The sequence below is a fragment of the Streptomyces sp. NBC_01314 genome (assembly GCF_041435215.1).
Taxonomy (GTDB): Bacteria; Actinomycetota; Actinomycetes; order Streptomycetales; family Streptomycetaceae; genus Streptomyces.
In genome coordinates, this window is record NZ_CP108394.1 from 10753945 (window position 1) to 10779625 (window position 25681).

27 protein-coding genes are annotated in these 25681 nt (G+C 70.6%); 13 read left to right on the top strand and 14 right to left on the bottom strand.

Features of this window, described 5'->3' with window-relative positions:
* Positions 1–162 precede the first annotated feature (162 nt).
* The 3 genes from OG622_RS47360 to OG622_RS47370 all read left to right on the top strand — a co-directional run bounded on the left by OG622_RS47360 (position 163) and on the right by OG622_RS47370 (position 3637).
* Complete coding sequence (locus OG622_RS47360) at positions 163–1203, top strand: FecCD family ABC transporter permease (protein WP_371583396.1); 1041 nt, start codon at positions 163–165, stop codon at positions 1201–1203.
* 333 nt (positions 1204–1536) lie between these two features.
* Positions 1537–2646 (top strand): FecCD family ABC transporter permease, encoded by a 1110-nt coding sequence (locus OG622_RS47365; protein ID WP_371583398.1) that lies wholly within the window; start codon positions 1537–1539, stop codon positions 2644–2646.
* Between the two features lie 169 nt (positions 2647–2815).
* Positions 2816–3637, top strand: a complete 822-nt coding sequence (locus tag OG622_RS47370; protein ID WP_371584438.1) for an ABC transporter ATP-binding protein — start codon at positions 2816–2818, stop codon at positions 3635–3637.
* A 121-nt stretch (positions 3638–3758) separates the two neighbouring features.
* Here OG622_RS47370 and OG622_RS47375 read toward each other — a convergent pair whose 3' ends face one another.
* Positions 3759–4706, bottom strand: a complete 948-nt coding sequence (locus OG622_RS47375; RefSeq protein ID WP_371583400.1) for a methionyl-tRNA formyltransferase — start codon at positions 4704–4706, stop codon at positions 3759–3761.
* A 118-nt stretch (positions 4707–4824) separates the two neighbouring features.
* Between OG622_RS47375 and OG622_RS47380 the strand changes: the two genes are divergently transcribed.
* Entirely contained in the window at positions 4825–6156 is a 1332-nt protein-coding gene (locus OG622_RS47380) for a lysine N(6)-hydroxylase/L-ornithine N(5)-oxygenase family protein (RefSeq protein WP_371583402.1), read from the top strand.
* A 42-nt stretch (positions 6157–6198) separates the two neighbouring features.
* On the opposite strand, the gene OG622_RS47385 is transcribed toward OG622_RS47380, so the two are convergent.
* Positions 6199–7485 (bottom strand): streptophobe family protein, encoded by a 1287-nt coding sequence (locus OG622_RS47385; RefSeq protein WP_371583404.1) that lies wholly within the window; start codon positions 7483–7485, stop codon positions 6199–6201.
* A gap of 193 nt (positions 7486–7678) precedes the next feature.
* Here OG622_RS47385 and OG622_RS47390 point away from each other — a divergent pair, with 193 nt between their 5' ends.
* Positions 7679–8992, top strand: a complete 1314-nt coding sequence (locus tag OG622_RS47390) for a DUF6777 domain-containing protein (protein WP_371583406.1) — start codon at positions 7679–7681, stop codon at positions 8990–8992.
* Positions 8993–9025: 33 nt separating this feature from the next.
* On the opposite strand, the gene OG622_RS47395 is transcribed toward OG622_RS47390, so the two are convergent.
* A complete protein-coding gene (locus tag OG622_RS47395) occupies positions 9026–10495 on the bottom strand; it encodes an esterase (RefSeq protein ID WP_371583407.1) in 1470 nt (489 codons plus the stop codon).
* Between the two features lie 198 nt (positions 10496–10693).
* Here OG622_RS47395 and OG622_RS47400 point away from each other — a divergent pair, with 198 nt between their 5' ends.
* Together OG622_RS47400 and OG622_RS47405 are read left to right on the top strand one after the other, a co-directional pair.
* Positions 10694–11287 carry a DinB family protein gene (locus OG622_RS47400; RefSeq protein ID WP_371583408.1) on the top strand — a complete coding sequence of 198 codons (594 nt, stop codon included), beginning with the start codon at positions 10694–10696 and terminating at the stop codon, positions 11285–11287.
* Positions 11288–11370: 83 nt separating this feature from the next.
* Complete coding sequence (locus tag OG622_RS47405; RefSeq protein ID WP_371583409.1) at positions 11371–11736, top strand: helix-turn-helix domain-containing protein; 366 nt, start codon at positions 11371–11373, stop codon at positions 11734–11736.
* A gap of 131 nt (positions 11737–11867) precedes the next feature.
* On the opposite strand, the gene OG622_RS47410 is transcribed toward OG622_RS47405, so the two are convergent.
* Positions 11868–12470 carry a ClpP family protease gene (locus tag OG622_RS47410; RefSeq protein WP_371583410.1) on the bottom strand — a complete coding sequence of 201 codons (603 nt, stop codon included), beginning with the start codon at positions 12468–12470 and terminating at the stop codon, positions 11868–11870.
* On the bottom strand, positions 12470–13126 hold the full coding sequence (locus tag OG622_RS47415) for an ATP-dependent Clp protease proteolytic subunit (protein WP_371583412.1): 657 nt from the start codon (positions 13124–13126) through the stop codon (positions 12470–12472). The genes OG622_RS47410 and OG622_RS47415 overlap by 1 nt, the downstream gene beginning before the upstream one ends.
* A 220-nt stretch (positions 13127–13346) precedes the next feature.
* On the opposite strand from OG622_RS47415, the gene OG622_RS47420 reads away from it, so the two are divergent.
* Positions 13347–13826, top strand: coding sequence for a VOC family protein (locus tag OG622_RS47420; RefSeq protein WP_371583414.1), 480 nt, complete (start codon positions 13347–13349; stop codon positions 13824–13826).
* Positions 13827–13987: 161 nt separating this feature from the next.
* Positions 13988–14995: a TerC family protein gene (locus OG622_RS47425; protein ID WP_371583416.1), complete on the top strand. Its 1008-nt coding sequence runs from the start codon at positions 13988–13990 to the stop codon at positions 14993–14995.
* An 18-nt stretch (positions 14996–15013) separates the two neighbouring features.
* On the opposite strand, the gene OG622_RS47430 is transcribed toward OG622_RS47425, so the two are convergent.
* From OG622_RS47430 to OG622_RS47440, 3 genes are all read right to left on the bottom strand, one after another.
* Positions 15014–15952, bottom strand: coding sequence for an SGNH/GDSL hydrolase family protein (locus tag OG622_RS47430; protein ID WP_371583417.1), 939 nt, complete (start codon positions 15950–15952; stop codon positions 15014–15016).
* Between the two features lie 121 nt (positions 15953–16073).
* Entirely contained in the window at positions 16074–16763 is a 690-nt protein-coding gene (locus OG622_RS47435) for a DUF3105 domain-containing protein (protein WP_371583419.1), read from the bottom strand.
* Between the two features lie 85 nt (positions 16764–16848).
* Positions 16849–17271: a DUF6153 family protein gene (locus tag OG622_RS47440; protein WP_371583420.1), complete on the bottom strand. Its 423-nt coding sequence runs from the start codon at positions 17269–17271 to the stop codon at positions 16849–16851.
* 195 nt (positions 17272–17466) lie between these two features.
* Here OG622_RS47440 and OG622_RS47445 point away from each other — a divergent pair, with 195 nt between their 5' ends.
* Together OG622_RS47445 and OG622_RS47450 are read left to right on the top strand one after the other, a co-directional pair.
* Positions 17467–18276 (top strand): VOC family protein, encoded by an 810-nt coding sequence (locus OG622_RS47445; RefSeq protein ID WP_371583422.1) that lies wholly within the window; start codon positions 17467–17469, stop codon positions 18274–18276.
* Between the two features lie 63 nt (positions 18277–18339).
* Positions 18340–19074: a ribonuclease H gene (locus OG622_RS47450; RefSeq protein ID WP_371583424.1), complete on the top strand. Its 735-nt coding sequence runs from the start codon at positions 18340–18342 to the stop codon at positions 19072–19074.
* A gap of 34 nt (positions 19075–19108) precedes the next feature.
* Here OG622_RS47450 and OG622_RS47455 read toward each other — a convergent pair whose 3' ends face one another.
* From OG622_RS47455 to OG622_RS47465, 3 genes are all read right to left on the bottom strand, one after another.
* Positions 19109–19561 (bottom strand): SRPBCC family protein, encoded by a 453-nt coding sequence (locus tag OG622_RS47455; RefSeq protein WP_371583426.1) that lies wholly within the window; start codon positions 19559–19561, stop codon positions 19109–19111.
* 95 nt (positions 19562–19656) lie between these two features.
* Entirely contained in the window at positions 19657–20481 is an 825-nt protein-coding gene (locus OG622_RS47460) for a tyrosinase family protein (RefSeq protein WP_371583428.1), read from the bottom strand.
* A gap of 56 nt (positions 20482–20537) precedes the next feature.
* Positions 20538–20903: a tyrosinase cofactor gene (locus tag OG622_RS47465; RefSeq protein ID WP_371583430.1), complete on the bottom strand. Its 366-nt coding sequence runs from the start codon at positions 20901–20903 to the stop codon at positions 20538–20540.
* Positions 20904–21239: 336 nt separating this feature from the next.
* On the opposite strand from OG622_RS47465, the gene OG622_RS47470 reads away from it, so the two are divergent.
* Entirely contained in the window at positions 21240–22478 is a 1239-nt protein-coding gene (locus OG622_RS47470; protein ID WP_371583432.1) for an FAD-dependent monooxygenase, read from the top strand.
* Here the strand turns inward: OG622_RS47470 and OG622_RS47475 are convergent.
* Together OG622_RS47475 and OG622_RS47480 are read right to left on the bottom strand one after the other, a co-directional pair.
* Complete coding sequence (locus tag OG622_RS47475) at positions 22475–23101, bottom strand: alpha-ketoglutarate-dependent dioxygenase AlkB (RefSeq protein ID WP_371583434.1); 627 nt, start codon at positions 23099–23101, stop codon at positions 22475–22477. The genes OG622_RS47470 and OG622_RS47475 overlap by 4 nt on opposite strands.
* 89 nt (positions 23102–23190) lie before the next feature.
* Entirely contained in the window at positions 23191–23868 is a 678-nt protein-coding gene (locus tag OG622_RS47480; protein ID WP_371583435.1) for an AIM24 family protein, read from the bottom strand.
* A 103-nt stretch (positions 23869–23971) separates the two neighbouring features.
* On the opposite strand from OG622_RS47480, the gene OG622_RS47485 reads away from it, so the two are divergent.
* The gene (locus OG622_RS47485) at positions 23972–24655 is read left to right on the top strand and encodes an NUDIX domain-containing protein (protein ID WP_371583437.1); all 684 of its coding nucleotides are present in this window, start codon (positions 23972–23974) and stop codon (positions 24653–24655) included.
* 44 nt (positions 24656–24699) lie between these two features.
* Here the strand turns inward: OG622_RS47485 and OG622_RS47490 are convergent, their stop codons facing one another.
* Positions 24700–25608, bottom strand: coding sequence for a LysR family transcriptional regulator ArgP (locus OG622_RS47490; protein ID WP_371583439.1), 909 nt, complete (start codon positions 25606–25608; stop codon positions 24700–24702).
* Between the last annotated feature and the right edge of the window lie 73 nt (positions 25609–25681).

Below are 25681 nucleotides of genomic sequence, written 5' to 3' on the forward strand. Positions count from 1 at the left end.
CTTCGCCGGGGTCGCCGACATACTAAGGTAAGGGTTACCTAATTCACAGGGTGCTCATAGTGGAGTTGCCCCGAGGGCGGGACCGCGATCCAGGGAAGACCTACAGTTCAACCCGCACTCGTCCTACAGTTAAGGCAAGCCTCATCAAAGAAAGTTGAAGACGTGGGGACCTCTACGGTCCGGGCGGCGAAAGGCCCCCGCGCGGCACTGCTGCTGACGCTCTCGGGCGTGGCCCTGCTCACCCTGTGCGCCCTGTCGATGGCGTTCGGCGCGCTCGGCGTCCCCCTCGACCAGGTGTGGCACACCCTGCTCGGCGACGCCCCCAACTCCCGTATCGACAGCGTCATCTGGTCCGTACGCGTGCCACGCACCGCCCTGGGCCTCGCCACCGGCGCCGCCCTCGGCCTCTCGGGCGCGCTGATGCAGGCGCTGACCCGCAATCCGCTCGCCGACCCCGGCATCCTCGGTGTCAGCGCGGGCGCGGCCTTCGCGGTCGTCCTGTCGGTCGGTGTGTTCGGCATCGCGTCGGTGTACGGCTACATCTGGTTCGCCTTCGGCGGCGCGTTCGTCGCCAGCGTCCTGGTGTACCTCCTCGGCGGGCTCGGCCGGTCCGGCTCCACCCCGGTCAAACTCGCCCTGGCCGGGGTCGCCGTGACCTCCCTGCTGTTCTCGCTGACCAGCGCCATCGCCCTCACCGACCCGGACGCCCTCAACCGCTACCGCTTCTGGAGCGCGGGCTCGCTCGCCAACCAGGACGAGGGGGTCCTTCTGCGCGTCCTGCCGTTCCTGGCCGTCGGCGCGCTCCTCGCCCTCGCCTGCGCCCCGGCCCTCAACAGCCTCGCGCTCGGCGACGACGTGGCGAAGTCGCTCGGCCTCAAACTGGGCCTGGTCCGCGTCCAGGGTGTCATCGCCGTCACCCTGCTCACCGGCGGAGCGGTCGCCGTCATCGGGCCCGTCGTCTTCGTCGGTCTGGTCGTCCCGCACATCGCCCGCGTCCTCGCCCAACTGGCCGGCGTCGGCCCGGACCACCGCTGGCTGCTGCCCCTGTCGGCCGTCCTCGCCCCCTGCCTCCTGCTGGCCGCCGACATCGCCGGCCGGCTGATCGCCCGCCCGACCGAGATCCAGGCGGGCATCCTCGTCGCCTTCATCGGCGGCCCCTTCTTCATCGCGCTGGTCCGCCGCCGACGCCTCGCGGAGCTGTGACATGACTTCTCGACCCCGGAGGGGCGGGCCCCTGCCCGGTGAGCCACGGGAATTCCGGCCCGTCACCACCGAACTGCGGGCTTCCCGCCCCGTGAGCGCCGAGCCGTCGGGATCGCGGGTCTTGTGCGGCGAGCCGTGGAACGGCGGCCCCGTGCCCGCCGAACCGTGGAACAGCGATCCCACGCCCGTCGAACCGTGGGGATCGCGGCCGATGTTCGGTGAGCCGTGGACCGGCGGTCCCGTGGCCGGTGAGCCGTGTCATCGTCGGCCCGTGGCCTTCGAAACCGTGGTGCCAGGGGCCCATGACGACCGAACCCGTGGAGCTGTGAGCCGATGACGACCGACCTCGCGCCCGTGCCGCCCCCGAAGGGCGCCGCGGATCCGCCCCCCAGGCGCCGCACGGCCGACCGCCTCACCTTCCGGTTCCCGGCGCCGCCCGTCTCCGGCGTCGTACGCCCCCGGCTGCTGGCTGTCTCCCTGCTGCTCGCGGCCGCCGCGTTCCTGGCCTTCGCCGTGGAGACCTCCGTCGGGGACATCGACCTCCCGCTCACCGACGTGATGAAGGCACTGGCGGGCACGGGCGACCCCGGCACCGAACTGATCGTGCACGAACTGCGGCTGCCGCGCGCTCTGGCCGGGCTGCTCGTCGGCATCGCGTTCGGCATCTCCGGGGCCCTCCTGCAGACCGTGACGCTCAACCCGCTGGCCAGTCCCGACATGATGGGCATCACGCAGGGCGCCGGCGCGGCGGTCGTCGCCGGGATCGTCCTCGGCTGGGACGGCGGCCTCAGCACCCAGGCCCTGGGTCTGCTGGGCGCGTTGACCGCAGGACTGCTGGTGTACGTCCTGGCCTGGAAACGCGGCACCACCGGCTACCGCATCGTCCTCGTCGGCATCGGTATCGCCTGGATCTGCACCAGCGTCACCGACTACCTCCTGGCCCACGGCCAGCGCTTCCAGGCGCAGGCCGCCCTCGGCTGGCTCGTCGGCAACCTCAACGGCCGCACCTGGGAACAGATCGGCCCGCTCGCCATCACGATGGCCGTGCTGGTGCCCCCGGCCGTGCTGCTCGGCCGGCAGATCCGTGTCCTGCAACTCGGGGACGACGTCGCCAAAGGCCTCGGCACCCGGGTCCACATCGTCCGGATGGGCGTCCTGCTCATCTCGGTCGGGCTCGTCGCCTTCGGCACGGCGACGGCCGGGCCCGTCGCCTTCGTGGCGCTCGCCGCACCCCAGGTCGCCCAGCGCCTGGCCGGCACCCCGTTCCCGCCGCCGGTCGCGGCGGGGCTCACCGGTGCCGTGATGGTGCTGGTGTCCGACCTCGCCGCCCGGAAGATCGTCCCGGACACGGAACTCCCGGTCGGGATCGTCACCGGGGTGCTCGGCGCACCCGTACTGCTGTGGCTGCTCATCCGCGCCAACCGCGCCGGTTCAGGAGGCTGAAGACGTGTCATCGAAGTACGAACCGGCCACGAAGCGCGACGCCCGCGCCGATTCCCGTGCCGACAGCGGCGCCGACACCGCTGTCGGCGCGGGCGCCGGCAAGGGTGTCGGTGCCGGTGTCGACGCTGTTGTCGACGACCGCACCCGCGGTCCCGTCGACGGTCCCGAACTGCGCGCCGAGGGCCTGCGCCTGGCCTACGACGACCGGATCGTCGTCGAGGACCTCGACCTGGTCGTCCCCACCGGCCGCGTCACCGCGATCGTCGGCGCCAACGCCTGCGGCAAGTCCACCCTGTTGCGCGCCCTGGCCCGGCTGCTCACGCCCAAGGCCGGTGCCGTCCACCTGGACGGCCGCTCGGTGCACTCCATCCCGACCCGGACCCTCGCCCAGAAGCTCGGGATCCTCCCGCAGACCCCCGTCGCGCCCGAGGGGCTGACGGTCATCGACCTGGTGGGGCGCGGGCGTTCACCGCACCAGACCTGGTGGCGGCAGTGGTCGCAGGGCGACGAGGAGGCCGTGCACGAGGCGCTGCGGGCCACCGCCATGACCGACCTCGCCCACCGGCCCGTCGACGAACTCTCCGGCGGACAGCGGCAACGCGCCTGGATCGCCATGGCCGTCGCCCAGGGCACCCCCGTGATGCTGCTGGACGAGCCGACGACCTACCTCGACCTCGCCCACCAGATCGACGTCCTCGACCTGGTCACCGACCTCAACCGGCACCAGGGCCGCACCGTCGTCATGGTCCTGCACGACCTCAACCAGGCCTGTCGGTACGCCGACCACATCATCGCCATGAAGAACGGACGCGTCGCGGGCGAGGGCGCCCCCGCCGACGTCATCACCGCCACGATGGTCGAGGACGTCTTCGGACTGCGCTGCGTCGTCGGTGAGGACCCCGTCAGCCGCACCCCCATGGTCATCCCGATGGGCCGCCACCACGAGGGAACGGCCCCGGACCCGGTGCCTGTGTCGGGCACCGCCGGCTGACGTGCGGCCGACGGTGCCCTCGACCCCTCACGGGTCCTCAACGGCAACGGGCCCGTGAGGGTGGCGAGGGGCGGGTGGTCACCCGTGAGGGGTCCTGTACGGGCCCGTCACCCCCGCGGGTTCACGGGCGGGCCGTCAGGTAACCGCCCATCGTGCGGAAGTAGTCCGTCGCCGCGTGCTCGATGCCGTCCTCCGTCCGCACCCGCTTGACCAGCAGCCCCGCCAGTCTTCCGGAGCGGGCCTCGGCGCCGGCCACGATGACGATCCCGTCGCCCTCCCGAATGAAGATCCGCCCCGGTGTGCCCCCGTAACGTCCCTCGGAGACGGCGGCCGAGACGATCCGGACGCGCTTGCCGCGGTGGTGGGTGAAGGCGTTGGGATACGGGTCGGACTGGGCCCGTACGAACCGCTCCAGGTCCTCGGCGGGCCAGGTCCAGTCGATCCGGCTGTCCTCCGGGGACCGCTTGTGGAAGAAGCTCGACCGGGAGCGGTCCTGGGGCGTCCACACGGCCCTGCCCGAGGCGATGAGTTCGAGCGAGTCGGTGACGAGCGGGCCGATCAGGTCGACCGTGCGGTGGAACAGGTCCGTCGCCGTGTCGTGCGGCCCGACCGGCACCGAACGCTGCAACAGCACGTCGCCCATGTCGAGTTCGGCGTCCATGCGGTGGGCCGTGACCCCGACCTCCTTCTCGCCGTTGATGAGCGCCCAGATGAGCGGAGAGAACCCCGCGTACGTGGGGAGCAGCGAGTCGTGGATGTTGAGGGTGCCGTGCGGTGGCAGGTCGAAGATCTCGGGCGGCAGCCAGGTACGCCAGTTGTTGGCCACGATGAGGTCCGGATCGGCCTCCTTGAGCACGCGCAAAAGTTCGTCGTCATCCGGTCGACTGCGCAGCAGCACGGGCACACCGTGCTGTTCGGCGAGATCGGCGACCGAGTCGCTCCAGATCTTTTCGTACGCGTGGTCGCTCTTCGGATGGGTGACTGCCAGGACCACTTCGTGGCCGGAATCCAGCAGTGCCTGCAGCGTCCGGTGTCCCCAGGTCTGGTACCCGAACATAACGACCCGCATATGAGCCCTCCTCAGCCGTTGCTAGGTAAGGCTTACCTTATCTAACATGTCTCTGCTGGGGGAGCTGTGTTCCACCTTGTGAATCTCTGTGACCTGTACTACGAAAGGCGATGACGCGGTGACGACGCTGCACACCGGGCCGGAAATCTATGACGTACTGGGCATCGGATTCGGCCCATCGAATCTCGCACTCGCCATCGCACTCCATGAGCACTCCGTGAAGGCCGGTACGCAGGACGGGCTGCGGGTCGGGTTCCTGGAGAGGCAACCCCGGTTCGGATGGCACCGCGGGATGCTCATCGACGACGCCACCATGCAAGTGTCCTTCCTGAAGGACCTGGTGACGATGCGCGATCCCACCAGCGACTTCAGCTTCCTGTGCTATCTGCGCGACCGCGGCCGGCTCGTCGACTTCCTCAACCTGAAGACCCTCTTCCCCCTGCGGATCGAGTTCCACGACTACTTCGAGTGGGCCGCCGCCCGTGTCTCGCACCTCGTCGAGTACTCCGCCGAGGTCGTCGCCGTGCGCCCCGTCACCCGGGACGGCGAGGTCCGCTACTTCGACGTCACCAGCCGCACCCCCGGCGATCCGGAACGGCTCACCGTCCGCCGTGCCCGCAGTATCTGCGTGGCCGCCGGACTGGAACCGCACCTCCCGCCCGGCTCGGCCCTGTCCGACCGCGTCTGGCACACCAGCGAGTTGCTGCCCCGCGTCGAACAGGCCCAAGGCTCGGGACGGCCGATACGGCGAGCCGTCGTCCTGGGTGCCGGCCAGAGCGCGGCGGAGGCCGTGGACTACCTCCACCGCAGCTTCCCCGAGGCCGAGATCTGCTCCGTCTTCGCCAAGTACGGCTACACACCCGCCGACGACAGCCCCTTCGCCAACAAGATCTTCGACCCCGAGGCCGTCGACCTGTACTACGGCGCGCCCCGCGAGGTGAAGCAGTCGCTCTTCGACTACCACCGCAGTACCAACTACTCCGTCGTGGACATGGACCTGATCGAGTCGCTGTCCCGGTCCATGTACCAGGAGAAGGTCCAGGGCCGGGAGCGGCTGCGGATGATGAACGTCTCCCGCCTGCGCGAGGTGGAGACGGGCACGGACGACGTCAGGCTGACAGTGGAGTTCCTGCCGACGGGGGAGCGCGAGATCCTCTCCGCCGACATCCTCGTCCACGCCACCGGCTACCGGCCGCGGGGCGTCGGCGACAACCTCGGGGAGATCGGCAAACTCTGCCTGCGCGACGACGAGGACGCCTTGCAGGTCGGCCGCGACCACCGTGTGGCCACCGCCGCCGAGGTCACCGCGGACATCTACCTCCAGGGCGGGACCGAACACACCCACGGCCTCACCTCGACCCTGCTCTCCACCACCGCCGTCCGCGCCGGCGAGATCTGCGCCTCCCTCCTCGCCCGCCGCGCGACGGACCTGACCACGACGGAGGCATGAGCGGCTGACACCGGGGGTGGGTGCCGCGGGGCGCCCGCCCGTCTACCGGCGGTCGCCGTCCGCGTCGACCGCGCCCCGCCGACGCACGCCCTTCGCCAGCGCCCCGCCCAGGAACCCGGTGACGAGTCCCCAGAGCACGGCGAGCCCGAGCGCGGACCACAGCCGGGGCCGCAGGAACAGCTCTCCGCCCAGGTCGCCGCCGAGGTCGCCGATGCCGATGACCGACAGTCCGTAGTGGGCGGAGATCCGGGCCACGAGGCAGATCATCAGGACGGTGAGCGCGAGGGCGGCCGCCATGTGTACGGCGTGCTGCCACAGCCGTACCCGGGCCGGGGAGCGGGCCGCCATCACGAACGCGGCGACGACCAGCAGTACGGCGTTCACGACCAGGAGCCACCACACCCGGCCGTCGTACTCGGCGAGCGAGCCCAGATTCAGGGTCGACACGTCGGGCCCGCGCACCACCTCGTCCAGGATCTTCGGCATCGGCAGCCCGAAAGGCCCCTCGACCTGGCTGTCCCAGGTGGCGCCCAGGCCGATCGTGAAGGTCAGCCACACCACGTTCGGCAGACCCAGCAGGGTCAGCGCGGCCGTCTCGGCGGCGTGCCCTCGGGTCAGCGCCACCACGACCGCGATCACCAGCCCGAGCCCGACATACGCCAGCAGCAGGCCGACCATGGCGTACGCGGCCGGGCGCACCGACTCCTGGAACCGCAGCAGCCTGGCCGGAAGCGGGGCCGAGCGCGACACCAGAAGCGCCAGGGCGAGGACCCCGGCGAGCCACAGCAGCCCGAAGAACAGGGTCGGCGCCACGGCCGTCTCGAACCCCACGTCGGCGGAGGTGCCGAAGAAGTCGCCCACGTCACCGAGCGAGACCTCGAAGGTCTGCCGGGCCGCGAGGGCGAGGCCGATCAGCGCCGTCAGCCACAGAACGGCGATCCGGGCGGCCCAGCCGGCGAGTTCGGTCGCCCCCGCGACCGCCCGGTGCCGCAGGGGCCGCAGAAACCCGGCGGCGATCACCAGCGCGCCCACGAGGGTCACCGACAGCGGGATCACGGTCAGGCCCGCCTGCGTCTCGGCGATGGACCCGGCGCCGCCGGAGAGCTCGATCGTGCCGCCGACCGCCGTCACGACGGTGGCCGCGACGACCCGGGGGAACGCGCCGTCCGGGAGGTCCGCCGCCCCCGCCGCCCACAGCCCGAGGGACGCCACCACGATCATCGCGACCAGGCCGGCCAGCACGGTTGCGAGAGCCTGGAGCCAGCCGTGACGGGCGACCGCCCGCTCGGGCGCTGTCGTCTGCCGGGGAGGCAGGGTCTGGGGACTCACTCTTGCCACGCTAAGCACGGCGGAGGCACTCCGCGCGCCGGGAGCGCCGAGCCCCCTCGGCCCGCGGCGGCGCCCCTTCGGCTTGCGGGAGGCGCGGGACCAGAGCACACAATGGGCCTGTTATGGAATAAAGCGGCACTGAATAGCTGAAACGTGTGAATCGCCGCAGAATCCCTACGGCGGGAGAAGACTCGTGAGCTCCGAACAGCCGTCCTCCGGCCGCCCGACAGGTCCGCCCTCCGGCCCTCTGTCCGGGCCGTCGCAACCCAGCCCCGTCCCGGCCGGCCCGACACGGGCGAGCGGCCAGGTGCCCCCGGAGCCGCCGAGCGACGCCTCGGGCCCCGGCGGAGCCGGTGGGCCGGGCGGAACCGGGGGCTCCGGCGGGCCCGGCGGCGGCTCCGGCGGCTCCGGCGACTCCCGGCAGGGGCCTGGTGGCCCCGGCCATCCGTGGTGGCGGTCCGCTCCCCGTATCGCTCTCATGCTCACCGCGGCCGTCGTCGCCGTGGTCCTGATCGTCGTGTTCACCCGCTCCGACGATTCGGGCGGCTCGGCCGGCGGCGAGGTCTTCCTCCAGGCAGCGGGCAAGTCCGGCCCGGACCCGTTCACCGAGTCGACGGCCACGGACAGTTCCACCCCGCCCGAGACCCCCACGGCCACACCGAGCTCGGAACCCGCCAACGTGACGCGAGCCGTGGACGGTTCGTCCCCCGGCCTCTACGGCGGCACACGCAACGTCTCCAGCTGCGACGTCGAGAAGCAGATCAAGGTGCTCCGGGCGAACCCCGCCAAGAACGACGCGTTCGCCTCCGTCGCCGGCGTCAAGTCCTCCGACGTCCCCGCCCATCTGCGCTCGCTCACCCCGGTGCAGCTGCGCATGGACACCCGTGTCACCAACCACGGCTACCGCGACGGCGCCGCCACCAGTTACCAGGCCGTCCTCCAGTCCGGCACCGCCGTCCTCGTCGACGACCGGGGCGTGCCCCGGGTGCGCTGCGCCTGCGGCAACCCGCTGAAGCCGCCGGTCGCGCTGAAGACCACACCCGAGCCGAAGGGCGACTCCTGGCCGTCGTACCGGCCGCAGAACGTCGTGGTGATCGAGCGCTCGACGGTGATCATCAACGTCTTCGTCCTCTACGACCCCGAGCACGACGACTGGTTCACCCGCCACTCCGGCGACACGGGCGGGAAGGACAAGAAGACCACCCCGCCCGTCAACCAGCCCTCGCCCTCGGCGTCGACGTCGTTCTCCGAGGAACCTCCCTCGAAGTCGCCCGAACCGTGCCCCTCGTCGACCGACCGGGACGCCCACGACAGCGCGAGCCCCTGCCCCTCCTCGTCCTCGGTGGCCCCGTCCACCTCGCCCCCGTCTCGGCCGGAGGCACCGACCTCCGAGCCCACGAAGGCGCCGGAGAACCCCGAGACGGCCGACTCGCCGCCGGACGACACCACGACGACCGAGTCGGCGTCCCTCTACGACACCCCGGAGTCGATCACCCCGGGCTCCTGACCGGTCGGCGAAGCCGCTCGGGGCGTGTGTGCCTCACTCGTCGATCGCCGACCCGAACAGCGCGTCCACATAGGGAGCCCCGAGTGAAGCGCCGTTGTACGTCCACGACCCCGAGGCCGTGATGCCGCCCGCGCCCGCCGAGAGCACCCAGACATGACCGTCGCCGGTGTTCTCGCCCGGCGCGGCGGCCAGCAGCCCGAAGCGGCCGTCGCTGTTCGGGTCGGTCAGCCGGACCTGGGCGCCCCACTTGTCGCCCTTCTCGGCCGCACCCGGCACGTCCGCCGAGTTCTGGTCCCACGACCTGGCCCCGGTCGGGGTCAGCCCGGACCCCGAGCCGCGTAGCACCCACACGGCGCCCGCGTCCTTCACCGTCCCGATGTCCTCGCCCGCGGCGCCGATCGCCACGTCCGCGTACCCGTCGCCGTCGGTGTCCGCGACCGACAGGTCCGAACCCCAGCCGTCGCCGGCCTCGGCGACACCGGGCACACCGGGGGAGTCCTGCACCCACCAGTCGGGCTCCGCCGCCGGACCGTCCGGACCGCCGAGGCGCACGCCGACCAGACCGCCGGTCTGCGTCTCGCCGGGCTGGTCGTCCGGGGAGTTCGGCTCACCGGTCACCAGGTCGTCGTACCCGTCGTCGTTGATGTCCCCGGACGCCGCGACCGGACCACCGCGCAGATCACGCTCGTACTTCAGCCCGTCCGCGTTCCCCGACAGATACGTGGACCAGCCGTGACCGGGCTCGTCACCGACGCTGAGGCCCGACACGACGAGGTCGGCGAAGCCGTTCTTGTCGTAGTCGCCGGTGGTCAGGGACTTGGGCGCGATGCGGCGGGCCTCGGCCTCCGCGGCAAGCCGCTGGGTGGCCTCCCGGCGCATCGAGCTCGGCGCCGCGTTGTCGTAGGCGAACAGCTCCACGTCGTACCCGTCGAGGACGGCCAGGAGGTCCCCGTCGGTCTCGGAGGTGAAGCGCGCGGCGGCGAGGCCGAGGCCGAACCGCTCACCGGCGGTGGGCTCCTGGGTCTCCAGCCAGTCGCTCTCGGCGCCCTTGAGCCCGGTCTTCGAGCCCCACAGGATGGCCACGCCGCCGGCGTCCTTGACGGTGCCGAGGTCCTCGCCGGGAATGCCGACCACCGCGTCGTCGAACCCGTCGCCGTCGAGGTCACCGGTGGCGACCGCCCGCCCGAACCCGTCGCCGGCCTCGGCCGCGCCCGCGACCCCGGACGTCGACTGGCTGAATCTGGCGACGTTGCTCGTGCCGATGCCCTTGGCCGAGCCGTACTGCACGGTCACCAGGCCCGCGCCGCTCTTGCCGCTGACGGTGGCTCCGGGCGCGCCGACCAGTACGTCCTCGTATCCGTCACCGTTGAAATCGCTGTTGCGGTCACTGGCTCGCGTACCGCCGGGCACCCCGGCGTACGCGGACGGCGCGGTGGCGATGGCCGCGCCGGAGACGAGAAGAAATGTGGCAGCGGCGAGGGCTGTCGAACGGTTCTTGCGCATATACGGCTCCATACAGTAAGAACGGCCGGGCAGCGCGGGGGTGTCCGGAAAGGGCCCGTTCCTTGTCCGGCGCCCTGTTTGACACCGGGTGGTGGGCAAGGGTTGTACGAGAGTTCACCGAACCAGTCGTCGGCCTCGAAGAGCCGAGTGGCGAAAAGCAGTGGCGGACCGCGGCGGCGACGGCCGATGCTCCTGCGCATGACCGACCAACGTGAGACACGGCCCGACGAACAGCCACTGCCGGAGCGGAAGACCGGGTGGGGCGACAGGTTCGTCGGCCCCGAAGGGGACCCACGCGGCGAAGGAGGGTTCGAGGGGGAGCGAGCCACGCTGGTCGGATATCTGCGCAACCAGCGGCTGACCCTGGAGCTGAAGTGCGCCGGTCTCGACGCCGAGGCCCTGACCCGCCGCTCGGTGCCACCGTCGAACATGTCGCTGCTCGGGCTCGTACGCCACCTCGCCGGCGTGGAACAGTACTGGTTTCGCGAGGCGTTGGCGGGCGAGCCGGCGCCGCCGCGCCACTATCGCGCCGGAGACGACCCCGACGGGGACTTCAACGACGCCGTGGCCGACCCCGAGGCCGTCGCCGACGCCTGGAAGACCTGGCGCTGCGAGGTCGACTTCGCCGAGCGTTTCGTGGCTGCCGCCCCCGGCCTCGCCGTCACCGGCCGCCACGACGACGAGCCCATCGCCCTTCGCGAGGTCCTCGTCCACCTGATCGAGGAGTACGCCCGCCACAACGGCCACGCCGACTTCCTGCGTGAGCGCATCGACGGCCGTATCGGCCAGTGAGGCCCAGGACGCTTCCCGACGATTTCCCTGAGGGCGGAACGCCGCCCCCTTCCCCTCCCGCCCGGAGTTCCTAGGCTGAAGAAGTGAGCCAACACGCGTCGAACGAAGCCCGAGTCATCCCCCTCCGCCCGGCGACGGCCCGTCCGGCCGGCCCACCCGCCAAGGAACCCCTCTGGCGCGACCTCGTCGGCGATGTCCTCCGCCGCGAACGGCTGGCCCAGGAACGCACCCTGAAGGACGTCGCAGACGAGGCCCGCATCTCGATGCCGTACCTCTCCGAGGTGGAACGGGGCCGCAAGGAAGCCTCGTCGGAGGTCCTGGCAGCCGCAGCCCAGGCTCTCGGCCTGGGCCTGGGCGACCTGCTGTCCCTGGCTCAGACGGAACTGACCCGCCACGCCACCCGCAGGACGCCCAAGGCCCCCTACAACGGGCTGTGCCTCGTGGCCTGATGCTCCCGCCCGCGCCCCGACAGGGGTGCGGGGCCGTGTCGTTCATGCGGCTGCGCCGCGTGGGCGCGAGCAACCACAAACGCCCGCAGCCGCCGTACGACAGCACCCCCCAACCCTTCCGTAGGCGAGCCTCAGACCCCCACCAACCGCCGGTTCAACACCTCGTCCGCCAGCCCGTACGCCACCGCCTCCTCCGCTGTGAACACCTTGTCCCGATCCATGTCGGCCCGCAGGTCCACCGCCTCGCGCCCGGTATGCCGCGCGAGCACCACCTCGACCTGCGCCCGGATCCGCACCATCTCCTTGGCCTGCAGGGCGAGATCGGAGACGGTCCCCTGGCGCCCCCCGCTCGCCGGCTGTCCCAGCAGCACCCGCGCGTGCTCCAGCACGAACCGCCGCCCGGGATCCCCGCCCGCCAGCAGCACCGCCGCCGTCGAGGCCGCCTGCCCCACGCAGAACGTCGAGATCGGCGCGCGCACGTACGACATCGTGTCGTAGATGGCCATCAGTGAAGTGAACGATCCCCCGGGCGAGTTGATGTAGATCGCGACCTCGCTCTCCGGAGATGACGCCTCCAGATGGAGGAGCTGCGCGATGACGACGTTGGCCACCCCGTCGTCGATCTCCGTGCCGAGGAAGATGATCCGCTCGGACAGCAGCCGGCTGAACACGTCGTACGACCGCTCGCCCTGCGGGGTCCGCTCGACCACGTTCGGAATGGTGTACGTCCCCATCACTGCAGCCCCATCCGTCGGCGTGAAGAGGCCGGCCGTACGTCGTCGAGCGACTCGACGACCCGGTCGACCATCCCGTACTCCCTGGCCTGCTCGGCCGTGAACCAGCGGTCGCGGTCGCCGTCCCGGGAGATCGTCTCCTCGCTCTGGCCGGTGTGCTCCGCTGTGATCCTCTCGATGGCCCGCTTGGTGAACTCCAGGTTCTCCGCCTGGATCTCGATGTCGGCGGTGGTGCCGCCGATGCCCGCCGACGGCTGGTGCATCATGATCCGCGCGTTGGGCAGCGCGAACCGTTTGCCGTGCGTGCCCACGCTCAGCAGGAACTGGCCCATGCTCGCCGCGAAGCCCATCGCCAGCGTCGAGACGTCGTTGGGGACCAGCCGCATCGTGTCGTAGATGGCGAGGCCCGCGGTCACCGAACCACCGGGGCTGTTGATGTAGAGGCTGATGTCGGTGCGCGGGTCCTCCGCCGACAACAGCAGTAACTGGGTGCAGACCCGGTTCGCGGAGACCTCGTCGACCTGGGTGCCGAGGAAGACGATCCGCTGTGCGAGGAGCCGCGCGGCGAGATGGTCGTCGAAGCGTGACGGCGGGGTGTCACCCTCCTCGGCACGCGGGGCGAGCGTCGGGGCCCGGCCGGTGATCAGTGGAGCCACGGTTCCTCCCTGTGGATGATGGCGACCGCGGTGGCCGCTGACTCCACTCTCCCCACGAACCGCCCCTCACCTGGCCTTTCTCTGCCCACGGCAGATTCGCCGACAGCAGAGCGCCAACTACCCGCCTCCGTCCGCCGCACCACGTGCCCGCGCCACCGATGAGTTTCGGGACCAGGATCGGTCGACACAGAGACGACACATCCCGCCCGAGGAGGCACACATGTCCAGCGACGGATTCACCACCTGCCTGTGGTTCGACGGCCAGGCCGAGGAGGCTGCCGCACACTACGTCTCGATCTTCAAGAACTCCCGGCTCGGCCGCGTCACCCACTACGGCGAGGGCGCGTTCCAGCCGGCCGGATCCGTGCTCACCGTGGACTTCGTGGCCAACGGCCAGCGGTTCGTCGCCCTCAACGGCGGCCCGCAGTTCAAGTTCACCGAGGCCGTCTCCTTCCAGATCCTCTGCGCCGACCAGGACGAGATCGACTACTACTGGAACAGCCTCACCGAGGGCGGCGAGCCCGGTCCCTGCGGCTGGCTCAAGGACAGGTTCGGGGTGTCCTGGCAGGTCGTGCCCACCGCCCTCATCGAGATGATCAACGACTCCGACCCGCAGAAGGCGTCCCGCGCGACGGCGGCGATGATGTCGATGGGCAAGTTGGACCTTGCCGCGCTGGAGAGGGCGTACGCGGGCGAGTAGCCGGCTTCCCGGAAACCTCTTTCCTTGGTGGGCGGCCCCCGGGACCGGGCCTCCCACCAGGGAAGCACCGGGATTTCGGTGATTCTTTACCTGCGCCGGGTAGCGGTCGCAAAGGACGCCGGTGAGGCTTTCCTGTGCACCACCTGTTACCCGGAGGAACCTTGAACGTCTCCCTGGCCACCTGGCTGCTCACGATCGTCGCCCTGTGCGTACTGGTCGCCGTCGACTTCTTCATCGGCCGAAAACCCCACGATGTGTCGGTCAAGGAGGCCGGCATCTGGTCGGCCGTCTGGATCGCGCTGGCGATCGCGTTCGGCCTGGTCGTGCTGGCCGTCGGTGGGGGCAAGCCCGCGGGAGAGTTCTTCGCGGGCTTCATCACCGAGAAGTCGCTGAGCGTCGACAACCTCTTCGTCTTCGTCCTGATCATGGGCAAGTTCGCCGTGCCCTCGCAGTACCAGCAGCGCGTACTGATGGTCGGCGTCCTCATGGCGCTCGTGCTCCGCGCGATCTTCATCGCGGCCGGCGCGGCGATCATCTCCACCTTCTCCTGGGTCTTCTACCTCTTCGGCGCGTTCCTGATCTACACCGCGTGGAAGCTGGTGGAGGACGCCCGCAAGGGCAGCCACGAGGAGGAGTACGAGGAGAACAAACTCCTCAAGGCCGTGGAGAAACGATTCGGAGTGGCCGACCGGTACCACGGCACCAAGCTGTGGATCGAGGAGAACGGCAAGCGCGTCATGACGCCGATGCTCGTCGTGATGCTCGCGATCGGCTCCACCGACGTCCTGTTCGCCCTCGACTCCATCCCCGCGATCTACGGCCTCACCCAGGACCCGTACATCGTCTTCACCGCCAACGCCTTCGCCCTGATGGGCCTGCGCCAGCTGTACTTCCTCATCGGTGGCCTTCTGAAGAAGCTCGTCCACCTCTCCTACGGCCTGTCGATCATCCTCGGCTTCATCGGCGTCAAACTCGTCCTCCACGCCCTGCACGAGTCCGGCGTCCACGTCCCGGAGATCTCCATTCCCTTCTCCCTCGGCTTCATCGTCCTGGTCCTGGCCGTGACGACGGTGACGAGTCTGTGGGCTTCGAAGAAGCAGCAGCAGGAGGAGGAGGCGGCGGCGGGGGAGGGCGCGGGAGACGACGAGCACACCTCGCAGCCGGTCTAGGACAGATCTAGGACGGATCTAGGACGTCTCGTCGGCGATGGCCCGGGTGATCTCCCGGGCCATCCGCGTGATGCCCGGTGACAGCACCGGGCAGGGCCTCGGCCTGGACGTCGTCGGGGACAGGCAGAAGTGCAGGGCGTCCTTGTCGTGGTGGAGGGCGGTGAGGGCACGGCCGGGCTGGGTGCAGTAGCCGTCGTGCTCGCGTTCGTACGCGGTGCACGGCAGGTACTGGGTCCAGGCGTAGCGGTCGGAGGCCGGGCTCACGGCCCTGCCGGCGTCGGCGACCATGTCACCGGAGGCCTTGGCCTGCTTCTCGTACAGGGCGTTCACCCGGCGCACCCGGTCCGGGGTCATCGGGTCCGGGCCCTGCAGCACCCACACGATCCTCGGCCGGTGCGTGCCGCCCGCGTTCGCGATCTGTTCGGTGAGCTGCTCGGCGGCGGCCGTGTACCGCCGGAAGTACTCCGTGCGGGCCTTGCCGTAGGTGACGCCGTCCATACAGGGCGTGTAGTCCCATGAGTTGCCCCAGAACTGCAGCACCACATAGTCCGGGCTCAGCCGCCGCACCAGCGCGGCCGCCTTGTCCTGCGCCGGGACGAGCGACCGGTCGGCGGTGCCCTCCAGGTAGTCGCACAGGGTGGTGCCCGAGTAAGGGGCGCTCGTGTAACGGGCGTCGAGGTCGTCCTTCAGGAACGTGCCGAGGACGTTCTGGTTCTCCGTGGCGAGCGAGTCCCCGAGGTAGAGCACCTTGGGCGCCGGTTTCGCCGCTCCGGCGCCGGCGTCGGTGTCGTCGTCGGGGGGCGCGGTGGCGGCCCGCTGACGGGTGGTCGGTGACGCGTCGGGTACCGCGGCCGACGGTGGCGCCCCGGCCGGTGCGGACTCCGGATCCCCGCACGCGCCGAGCAGCAGCGCGGCGAGCACCGCCCCCGCCATTCCCACGATCCACGGCCTGCGCATACGGCGACTCCCGCCCCGGTCATCGAAACGGTTCCCCAGGCAAGCACAGCCCGGGGCAGGGCGGAAGACCCGTGTCGGCCACGAGGGCGCCCGGTCCGGCCGGACGCCCCACACGGTCAGGTCACGGGGTCATGCCGCCGGTGCACGCGGCACCCGGCTCCGGCGTCTGCTCGCCCTGGACGTACTTGGCGAGGAACTTCTGCACCCGGGGGTCGGACGCCTTGTCCACCTTCAGCTGGTGCTCCCAGGCGCTCAGCACGATGGGCGAGGACTGGTCCTCGTAGGGGCTCATGAACGTGTACGTCGTCTTCTTCACGAGCCCGGTCAGCGACTCGACGTCGGCCTTGGCCGCCTTGTCGTTGTACGTGACCCAGACGGCGCCGTGCTCCAGCGCGTGCACCGCGTTCTCGTTCGGGAGGGCCTTGGTGTACACCTGCTTGTCGCAGTTGACCCACACCTGGTTGTGGTCGCCGCCCACCGGCGGGCTCATCTTGTAGGTGACGGGCTCGGCGACGTGGTTCTGGGTGAGCTTCGACCAGCTCTTCACACCGTCGACCGGCGCCGCCTTCGCCGCCGCCGCTGCCTCTTCCTTCTCCTGGGCGGAGTCGATGAGGTACCAGCCGCCGCCGACGAGCCCGGCGAGGATGACGGTGGTGACGCCGAGCATGAGCATGCGCACGCGCCGCTCACGGGCCTGCTCCGCCTTGCGTATCTCCTCGACGCGGGCGCGCCGCGCCGCCTCCCTGGCCTTCGGGCTGTTGTTCCTGCCCTTGGGGCCGCTGTTGTTGGCCTTCGCCTTGGATGAAGCCATGGGGTGTCCTTCTCCCCGCCGCCCCCGTAGGGGCCCGGCGGTTCTGCGAGTCGTCTGGGGTCTGTCGCGCGGGCCGGTGGCCGGCCTAGACGCGGAGCAACTGCAGTTCGTGGAGATCGGGAGGGCGGGACCGCCCCGGCTCGCGGGAACCTTCGAGCGCCACCGGGGCCGCAGCCGTAGCGGGCTGCCAGGACGCGGCGGTGTGATCGGCGCCGGGCAGCGGCATCTGGCCCAGCACCGCGGCGGGGTCGGGGGCATGGCAGTCGTGCTTGCCGGGACTGTGCTCACAGGGGTCGCGCTCCACCCGGCCCGCACGCGCGGCGGCGAACCCCTCCGCCGTCGGCCCCGCAGACACCGAATGCGGGCGCGGCGCCGGAGCCTCACCGGGAGGCGATCCCGCGCAGAACAAGAGGAACGTGCTCAGGGCCAATGCCACCACGAGCATCAGGCGCGCCGACCGGCCCCGGGCGCACGGCAGCGCCGTACGTCTGAACGGCCGGCCGGACATGGAGGCACCTCACGAGTCGAGGCGAACGGGAGTGCGAGCGTCGCTGAAATTATCAGACGACGCACAGCCGTGGTCCCGTCCCATGAATCCCGTGCCGGTTTCACGCGGTCCGTCCCGTTCGGCGCGCGTCCGGGACCGGTCCTGGCTAGCGTGAGATCCGGGGAATCCACCTGTCGAACCGAGGAGAGTGGCGCGATGGCCGCACATCCCGAGGGAACGCCCTGTTGGGCCGACGCGATGTTCAGCGACGTCGAGGGGGCGAAGAGTTTCTACGGCGATGTCCTGGGCTGGACGTTCGGAGAGTCGTCCTCCGAGTACGGCAACTACACACAGGCGTACGCGGACGGCAAGGCGGTGGCCGCGGTCGTCCCGCCGATGCCCGGCCAGGAGGGCCAGTCCGCTTGGTGCCTGTACTTCGCCTCGGCCGACGTGAACGCCACCGCCACGAGGATCCGCGACCACGGCGGCGAGGTGCTGATGGAGCCGATGCGGGTCGGCGAGTTCGGCTCCATGCTGCTGGCCCGCTCTCCGGACGGCGTCGTCTTCGGCGTCTGGCAGGCGGGCGCCCACCAGGGCTTCGAGGCCATGGGCGTGCCCGGCGCGTACGTCTGGGCCGAGATCTACACCCGTGAACCCGAGAAGTCCGACACGTTCTTCCCTGCCGTCTTCTCCTTCCGGGCCAAGCAGATGGACGACCCCGGCAACCCCCAGATGGATTTTCGGGTTTTCGAACTGGGGCAGGGCCCGCTGCTCGGCCGGATGAAGATGACCGCGGAGGACTTCCCGCCCGAGGTGCCCTCGTACATCAACGTGTACTTCACCGTCCCCGACTGCGACGACGCGGTCGCCAGGGCCACCAAGCTGGGCGGCGTCCTGCGCTTCGGCCCGATGGACACCCCCTTCGGGCGCTTCGCCGCGCTCAGCGACCCGCAGGGCGCGTCGTTCTCGGTCATCGACGTCACCAACACCAAGGGCGAGATGCCGGCGCTCTCGGACGTCGACTGAGCGGACCTGGTGAGGTCCGCGGGGCGCGGGACCCGTGGACGGCCCCACGCCCCCGCGCATGGCATGATCGAGCGCATGTCGGAACGTGTTGTGGCCGCCTGTGACGGAGCGTCCAAGGGAAACCCCGGACCAGCGGGCTGGGCCTGGGTGGTCGCCGAGGACGATGAGATCCCTTCGCGTTGGGAGGCCGGCCCGCTGGGCAGGTCCACCAACAACATCGCCGAACTCACCGCGCTGGAGCGGCTGTTGGCGGCCACCGACCCGGCCGTCCCGATCGAGATCCGGATGGACTCCCAGTACGCGATGAAGGCGGTCACCACCTGGCTGCCCGGCTGGAAGCGCAACGGCTGGCGCACGGCCGCCGGCAAGCCGGTCGCCAACCGGGAACTCGTGGTCCGCATCGACGAGTTGCTGGCCGACCGCTCCGTGGAGTTCCGCTACGTCCCCGCGCACCAGGTCGACGGCGACCCCCTCAACGACTTCGCCGACCGCGCGGCGAGCCAGGCGGCCATCGTGCAGGAACCCGCCGGCACCGGGCTGGGCTCCCCGGAACCGCCGGCCGCGCCCGACGCGGCCCCGTCCCGCTGGAGCGCGGCGAAGAAGCCCGGGAAGTCCGGCAGGCCCAGCACCCGGAGCGGCTCGTCCTCGTCCTCGGCGTCGTCCCGCACCATCAAGGCGAAGTTTCCCGGCCGCTGCCTGTGCGGCCGCCCGTACGCCGCGGGTGAGCCCATCGCCAAGAACGACCAGGGCTGGGGCCACCCGGAGTGCCGTACGGCGGCGACGGCCGGAGCCGAGTAGCCGCCGGGGCGGACCGCACGGGAGGGCGTGGTTGTCACACGACGGTGCCGCGCCACTCCCCGGTCTCCCGGCCGCGCTTCTCGATGAACTTCTTGAAGCGCTCCAGGTCACCCTTGGTCTGCCGCTTCACGACCCCCAGTTTGTCGGCCACCTTCTCGGCGGCGCCCTCGGGCTGGAAGTCCATCTGCAGCATCACCTTCGTGCGCTCCTCGGAGAGGCGGTGGAAGGTGACGGCGCCGGCCTGCCTGGCCTCACCGCCGACGGTCGTCCACGCGACCCTCGCGTCCGGGATCTGCTCGGTGATCTTCGCGTCGAACTCCCGCCTCACGCCGTCCACCTCGGTCACCCAGCGCGTGAGCGTGTCCGAACGCTGCTCGATCCGCTCGACCCCGCTCATGAACTCCGGGAAGGTCTCGAACTGCGTCCACTGGTCGTAGGCGGTCCGCACGGGGACCTGAACCTCGATGGACTCCTCGATCTGGGTCATCGGTCGCCTCCTCGCATCCGTTGCGTGTCCATCGCGTCCGAGTCGCCTCGGCCGCGTCCGACGCGGGTACCCAGGGCCCGTGCGGATCAACGTGGTCAGGCCGCGTCGAACGTGTAGTGCGCGGTGTGGTCCAGCAACGCCGCCGGGGTCGTGTCGTTCCACGGCTTCATGGTCTCGTCCAGGTCGACCACGTTCGGCGTCCCGGCGGCCGGCAGGTACGGGGAACCCGGGTGCAGGCGCTGCCAGTCGGCCCACAGCTTGTCGACGAACGCGTGGTGCAGCCAGAAGACCGGGTCGTTGGGGGAGACTCCGGTGCCCATCTGGCCGCCCACCCAGACGTGCACCCGGTTGTGGAGGTTCACGCCCCGCCAGCCCTCCAGGTGGTTGCGGAAACCGTCCGAGGCGCTGTTCCAGGGCGTCATGTCGTACGTGGACATCGCCAGCACGGAGTCCACCTCGGCCCGGGTCGGCAACTGCCGCACCGCACTCCCGAGGGACCGCCGCAGATAGGTCCGGCCGTCGATGCGCACACTGATCGGCCAGTTCCCGGTGGACGCCGCGAACGGTCCGTCCGTCACGCGTCCGTCGCGGCTGCGCCCGGTGCCGCCGAGGAAGTCCGGCGCCCACAGTGAGGAGCGTGCCGTGCGGTCGGCCGTCCAGTCCCAGTAGGGCAGTGCGACGGTGGGGTCCACGGACTGCAGGGCCCGCTCGAACTCCAGCAGGAATCTGCGGTGCCAGGGGAGGAAGGACGGCGAACGGTGGCCCGTGCGTTCGCCGTTGTCGGTGTCGCCGAGGATGAACGCGTTGTGCGTGGTGACGAACTCGTCGTAGCGGCCGGAGCGCTTCAGCGCGATCAGCGCGTCGACGAAGCGCCGCTTCTCGTCGGCGGTCAGGGTCGCCTGGTTCTTGCGTATGGTCATGGCTCTGCGGCTCCTTGCGGTGTTTCCTGTGGTGCGGGTGCGGGTGCGGGTGCGGGTCAGTTGAAGGGGACGAGGCGGGCGCCCTGGAGTTCGTCGACCGCTGCGCGGGCGGCGGCGCGCGGGGTCGGCACGGGGGAGTAGTGGCTGACGACGCTGATCCAGCTGCCGTCGGCGTTCCGCATCACATGCAGCTCGGTCCCGTCGACGAGCACGGCGTACCCGGCGCCGTGATGGTGACCGCCGCCGTCGGTCGCGTGCCCCTGTATCCGACGGCCCCGGTAGACCTCGTCGAAGGCCTGAGGGCCCTCGGGGTCCTGGTGGCCGCCGTGGTCGTCCGCGACGGCGGCGGTGAGCGGGGCGCCGACGGTCACGGCGAGGGCGGCCGCGGCGCCGAGGGCATGGCGGCGGGTGATGTCGGGCATGCGGAAACCTCCTGGGAAGGGGGGATTGATGACTCGTCATACCTATCGATCCGGTGTGGAACCGGAGAAATCCCAGGAAGCCGGTTGGCCGCGATCAGGACAATTAAGTACATGTCGTACAATGTTGAACAAAGATGATCTTGCTGTGGTGGATCTTCGATTGTGGACGGAGGGGGAAATTCCGCCCGGTGGCGCGGGTGTGGCCGATGATCTTGCGGTGGTCGCGTGAATCAAGCGGTCGGCGTCACGTGGGCAAAGTGACGTGAATCCGGGGCGCACGCGCGCTGCTACTCTTCGTGGTCAATTGATCGCTTTGCGCAGCGAAATGGAGTGTGCGTGAAGATCGCGTGCGTCGGCGGCGGACCCGCAAGCCTGTACTTCTCGATCCTGATGAAGCGGCAGGACCCGTCCCACGACATCACCGTCCATGAACGGAACCCGGCAGGATCGACGTACGGCTGGGGTGTGACCTACTGGTCCGAGCTACTGGACAAGCTCCGCGAGAAGGACCCCGAGACGGCCCTCGCCATCAGCGAGAACTCCGTCAACTGGAACAGCGGGGTGGCCCACGTCCGCGACCGTACGACGGTCCAGCCCGGCGACGAGGGCTTCGGCATCGGGCGGCGCCGCCTGCTCGAACTGCTCGCCGAACGGGCGCGGGCCCTCGGTGTCCGCGTCGAGTACGAGGACGGGATCACGGCCGACGACCTGCCGTACGCCGACCTCGTCGTCGCGGGCGACGGAGTCAACAGCACGGTGCGCGAGCGGTACGCCGACCGCTTCGGCAGCGACATCACGCTCGGCCGCAACACCTACATCTGGCTCGGCACCAGCAAGGTCCACGACGCCTTCACCTTCTCCTTCCAGGAGACCGACCACGGCTGGATCTGGGCCTACGCCTACCCGTTCAGCGACGAGCAGAGCACCTGTGTCATCGAGTGCTCCCCGCGGACACTGAACGGCCTGGGCCTGGACCGCCTGGCCGAGGCGGACGGGCTGGCCCTGCTGGAGAAGCTCTTCGCCGACATCCTCGACGGCCACCCCCTTCTGGGCCGGGCCCAGGACGACGGCACCGCCCAGTGGCTCAACTTCCGCACCCTGACCAACCGCGCCTGGCACCACGGCAACCTCGTCCTGCTCGGCGACGCCGCCCACACCACGCACTACTCCATCGGCGCCGGCACCACCCTCGCCCTGGAGGACGCCATCTGCCTGGCCGAAGCCCTCGGCGCCCACCCGGAGACGGAGGCCGCGCTCGCCGCGTACGAGCGACAGCGCAAGTCCGAGCTGCTGCGGCTGCAGAGCGCGGCCCGGCACAGCGCCCAGTGGTACGAGAACATCCAGCGGTACATCGACCTGCCTCCGGAGCAGATGTTCGCGCTCCTGGGCCAGCGGCACTCCCCGCTGCTGCCGTATGTGCCGCCGCAGCTCTACTACCGTCTCGACCGCGCGGTCGGCCGTCTGGAGGCGCTGCGCCGTCTCAAGCGCTGGCTGGGCCCGAAGCTGGCCCGGTCGTCGCAGTCGCGTGCCCTCGCCGACGCCGACCGGAAGCAGCCCACGTCCGGGGCCTTCTAGCGCACGCCCCGGGGCCGGAACTGGACGCTGATGCGTGGCCCCACCGCCCGCGTCGACTTGGGGATCGCGTGGTCCCACGTGCGCTGGCAGGAGCCGCCCATCACGATCAGGTCGCCGTGTCCCTGCGGCAGCCGCAGGGTCTCCCCGCCGCCGTGCGGGCGCAGGGCCAGATCGCGGGGGTCGCCCACGGACAGGATGGCCACCATCGTGTCCTCCCGGCCTCCCCGCCCGATCCGGTCGCCGTGCCAGGCCACGCTGTCCCGGCCGTCCCGGTAGTAGCAGAGCCCCGCCGTGGCGAACGGCTCACCCAGCTCGGAGCCGTAGTGCGTGGAGAGCGCCTCCCGGGCCTCGTCCATGACGGGGTGCGGGAGGGCGTCCTCGGCGCCGTAGTGAGCGAGCAGCCGGGGTACGTCCACGACCTGCTCGTACATCTGTCGTCGCTCCGCCTTCCAGGGCACCTCCTCGGCGAGCCGCGTGAAGAGCGCGTCGGCACCGCCGAGCCACCCGGGCAGCAGGTCGACCCAGGCCCCGGCCCCCAGCTCCCGCCTGCGCAGCCCGTCGAGGGAGCCGAGGCGGAGGTCGTCGGACTGGTCGAAGAGGGAGCCCTGGAGGTGCATGGCCATACGGCCAGCTTACCCCCGTATTCGAAAGCGTGTTCGCTTAAGGCTTTCGGTGGCTCCCGGAGGCGCGGGCTCCCTCGTCGTCCGTCGGCTCAGTGCTGCTGGGCCTTCTGCGGCGTCAGCTCGCTCGGCCGTACGACCACGAATCCCTCGCCCTCCAGCTTCAGCTGCACCGCCTCGCCGGAACCGCCGCGCATCATCGAGCCGAAGGACTGGGAGCGGTGCAGCGAGGTGTTGAGGTGGGCCGTCCAGCCCACGACCGCGTCCGTGTCGACGAACACGGGCAGCTGCGGCGAGACCGGAATGACCAGCGGATTGCCGTCACAGACGAGACCGAGCTTCCCCTGCCCGGAGAACACGCTGTTGAACAGCCCGCCGCCGGTCATCCCGGCGCCCTTCACGGTCTTGATCTCGTACGACAGCGAGGCGTCGAAGCACAGAACGTTGCGGCCGTTGACGGTGAACACGTCACCCGGCTCGATGTCGACGACGAAACAGTTCTGCGCCTCGTGCGCGAACCAGGCCTCGCCCTGACCGCGCACCGCCATCAGCGGCAGCCCCTCCCCGGTGACCGCGCGCTTGAGCATGCCGCCCACACCCTGGCCCTTGCGTTCGAACTGCAGGTTCCCCCGGTAGGCGATCATCGCGCCCTGCCGCGCGAGCATCTCGCCGTTGACGGCGTACTTGATGGACTTGGCGTTCTGGACGCTCATCCCCGGCGCGTACGCCGGCTGCACCATGTTCTCGTTCGAGAAAAGATCGCTCTTCATACGGTCATGCTGTCCCGGACCGTACGATTCCGCCAAGCGACGCGCGCGACAGGCGAATTGAGGCGCCTGACAACGCCGTGACCGGAATGGTAGAAGCGGACACATGACCAACAAGACCGTCGGCGTCGACCTCCCGGACCGCCGGGGCCGCACCGGGCTCGACCGCACAGGCCGGGACCTCACCGGCAACCCGCGCGTCCAGGTGCGGGACGTACGACTGCTGTCCAGCCACTGGTACGTGGAGCGCACCACGACCTTCGACTTCCAGCACGCCGACGGCACCTGGAGCACCCAGGAGCGCGAGACGCACGACCGCGGCAACGGCGCCACCGTCCTCCTCTACGACGCCGACCGCGAAACCGTCCTGCTCACCCGGCAGTTCCGCTACCCGGTGTACGTCAACGGCCACCCCGACGGGATGCTCATCGAGACACCGGGCGGCCTCCTCGACGAGGAGGGCGAGCATCCCGAGGTCGCCGTGCGGCGCGAGGTGATCGAGGAGACCGGCCACACCATCGGCGAGATCCAGCACGTCTTCGACATCTACATGAGCCCCGGCTCGGTCACCGAACGCGTCAGCTTCTACGCCGCCCCGTACGGCCCGGCGACCCGCACCCACGAGGGCGGTGGCCTCGACGAGGAGGGAGAGGACATCGAACTCGTCGAACTGAACTTCCGCCGGGCCCTGGAAATGATCCGCGGCGGCGAGATCGCCGACGCCAAGACCATCATGCTGCTCCAGTGGGCGGCACTGGAGGGGCCGTTCAGCGCCGGAGGCAGGGTGTAGAGAGGGACTGAGGGGTCGAGGGCCCTCGGCGGCCTCGGCCCGTGTCAGCGGTCGAGCGCCTCGGCGGCCTCGGCGGCGACCGCCTCCGCCACGGCCGTCAGCGCGGGCGAGTCGAGCTTCCACTGCTGCCAGAACAGCGGGGCGTCCACGGTCCGCTCCGGCGCCAGGTTGACGAGCCGTCCGGCGTCGAGCAGCCGCTCGGCCTGCGCGGCGGGCACCATGCCCCAGCCCATCCCGGCGGCCACGGCGTCGACGAAGCCCTCGGACGTCGGCACGTAGTGCCGTCGCGCACCGGACGGGCGGCCCCGCGTCAGCCGGCGGACGAAGGCGTTCTGGAAGTCGTCCCGCCGGTCGAAGAACACGACCGGCGCGTCCACGATCACGTCCTTCAGCGGCACGCCCGATCCGACGCCGAGCCATCGCTCCGCGAAGGCGGGAGCGGCGCAGGGCACGTACCGCATCCGGCCGAGCGGCCGTACCGAGCAGCCGGCCACGGCGTCCGGCGCCGAGGTGACCGCGGCCATCACCAGGCCCTCGCGCAGCAGCCTGGCCGTGTGCTGCTCGTCCTCGCGGAGCAGTTCGAAACAGGGACGCAGCTCCTCGGGCACCCGGGTGAGGGCGGGCAGGAACCAGGTGGCCAGCGAGTCGGCGTTCACCGCGATCGACACGCGCGTGGTCTCCCCGGCGCCCGTCATGCCCAGCGCGGCGTGCGTGTCGTGTTCGAGGCGGGCCAGCTGGCGCGCGAACTGGACGATCACCTCGCCGGAGCCGGTCGGCCGCACCGGCTTCTCACGGACCAGCAGGACCCGGCCGACCCGCTGCTCCAGCGCCTTGACCCGCTGGCTGACCGCCGACGGCGTCACATGCAGGGCGGCGGCGGCCGCGTCGAACGTGCCCTCGTCGACCACCGCGAGCAGGGTGCGCACCAGATCGAGCGGAAGCTGAGACATCACGATCGCTAATGATACGTAAGAATCTTTAGCTGTACGCAGGGCGGCGGACTTCCTAGCGTCATGGGTGTGTTCA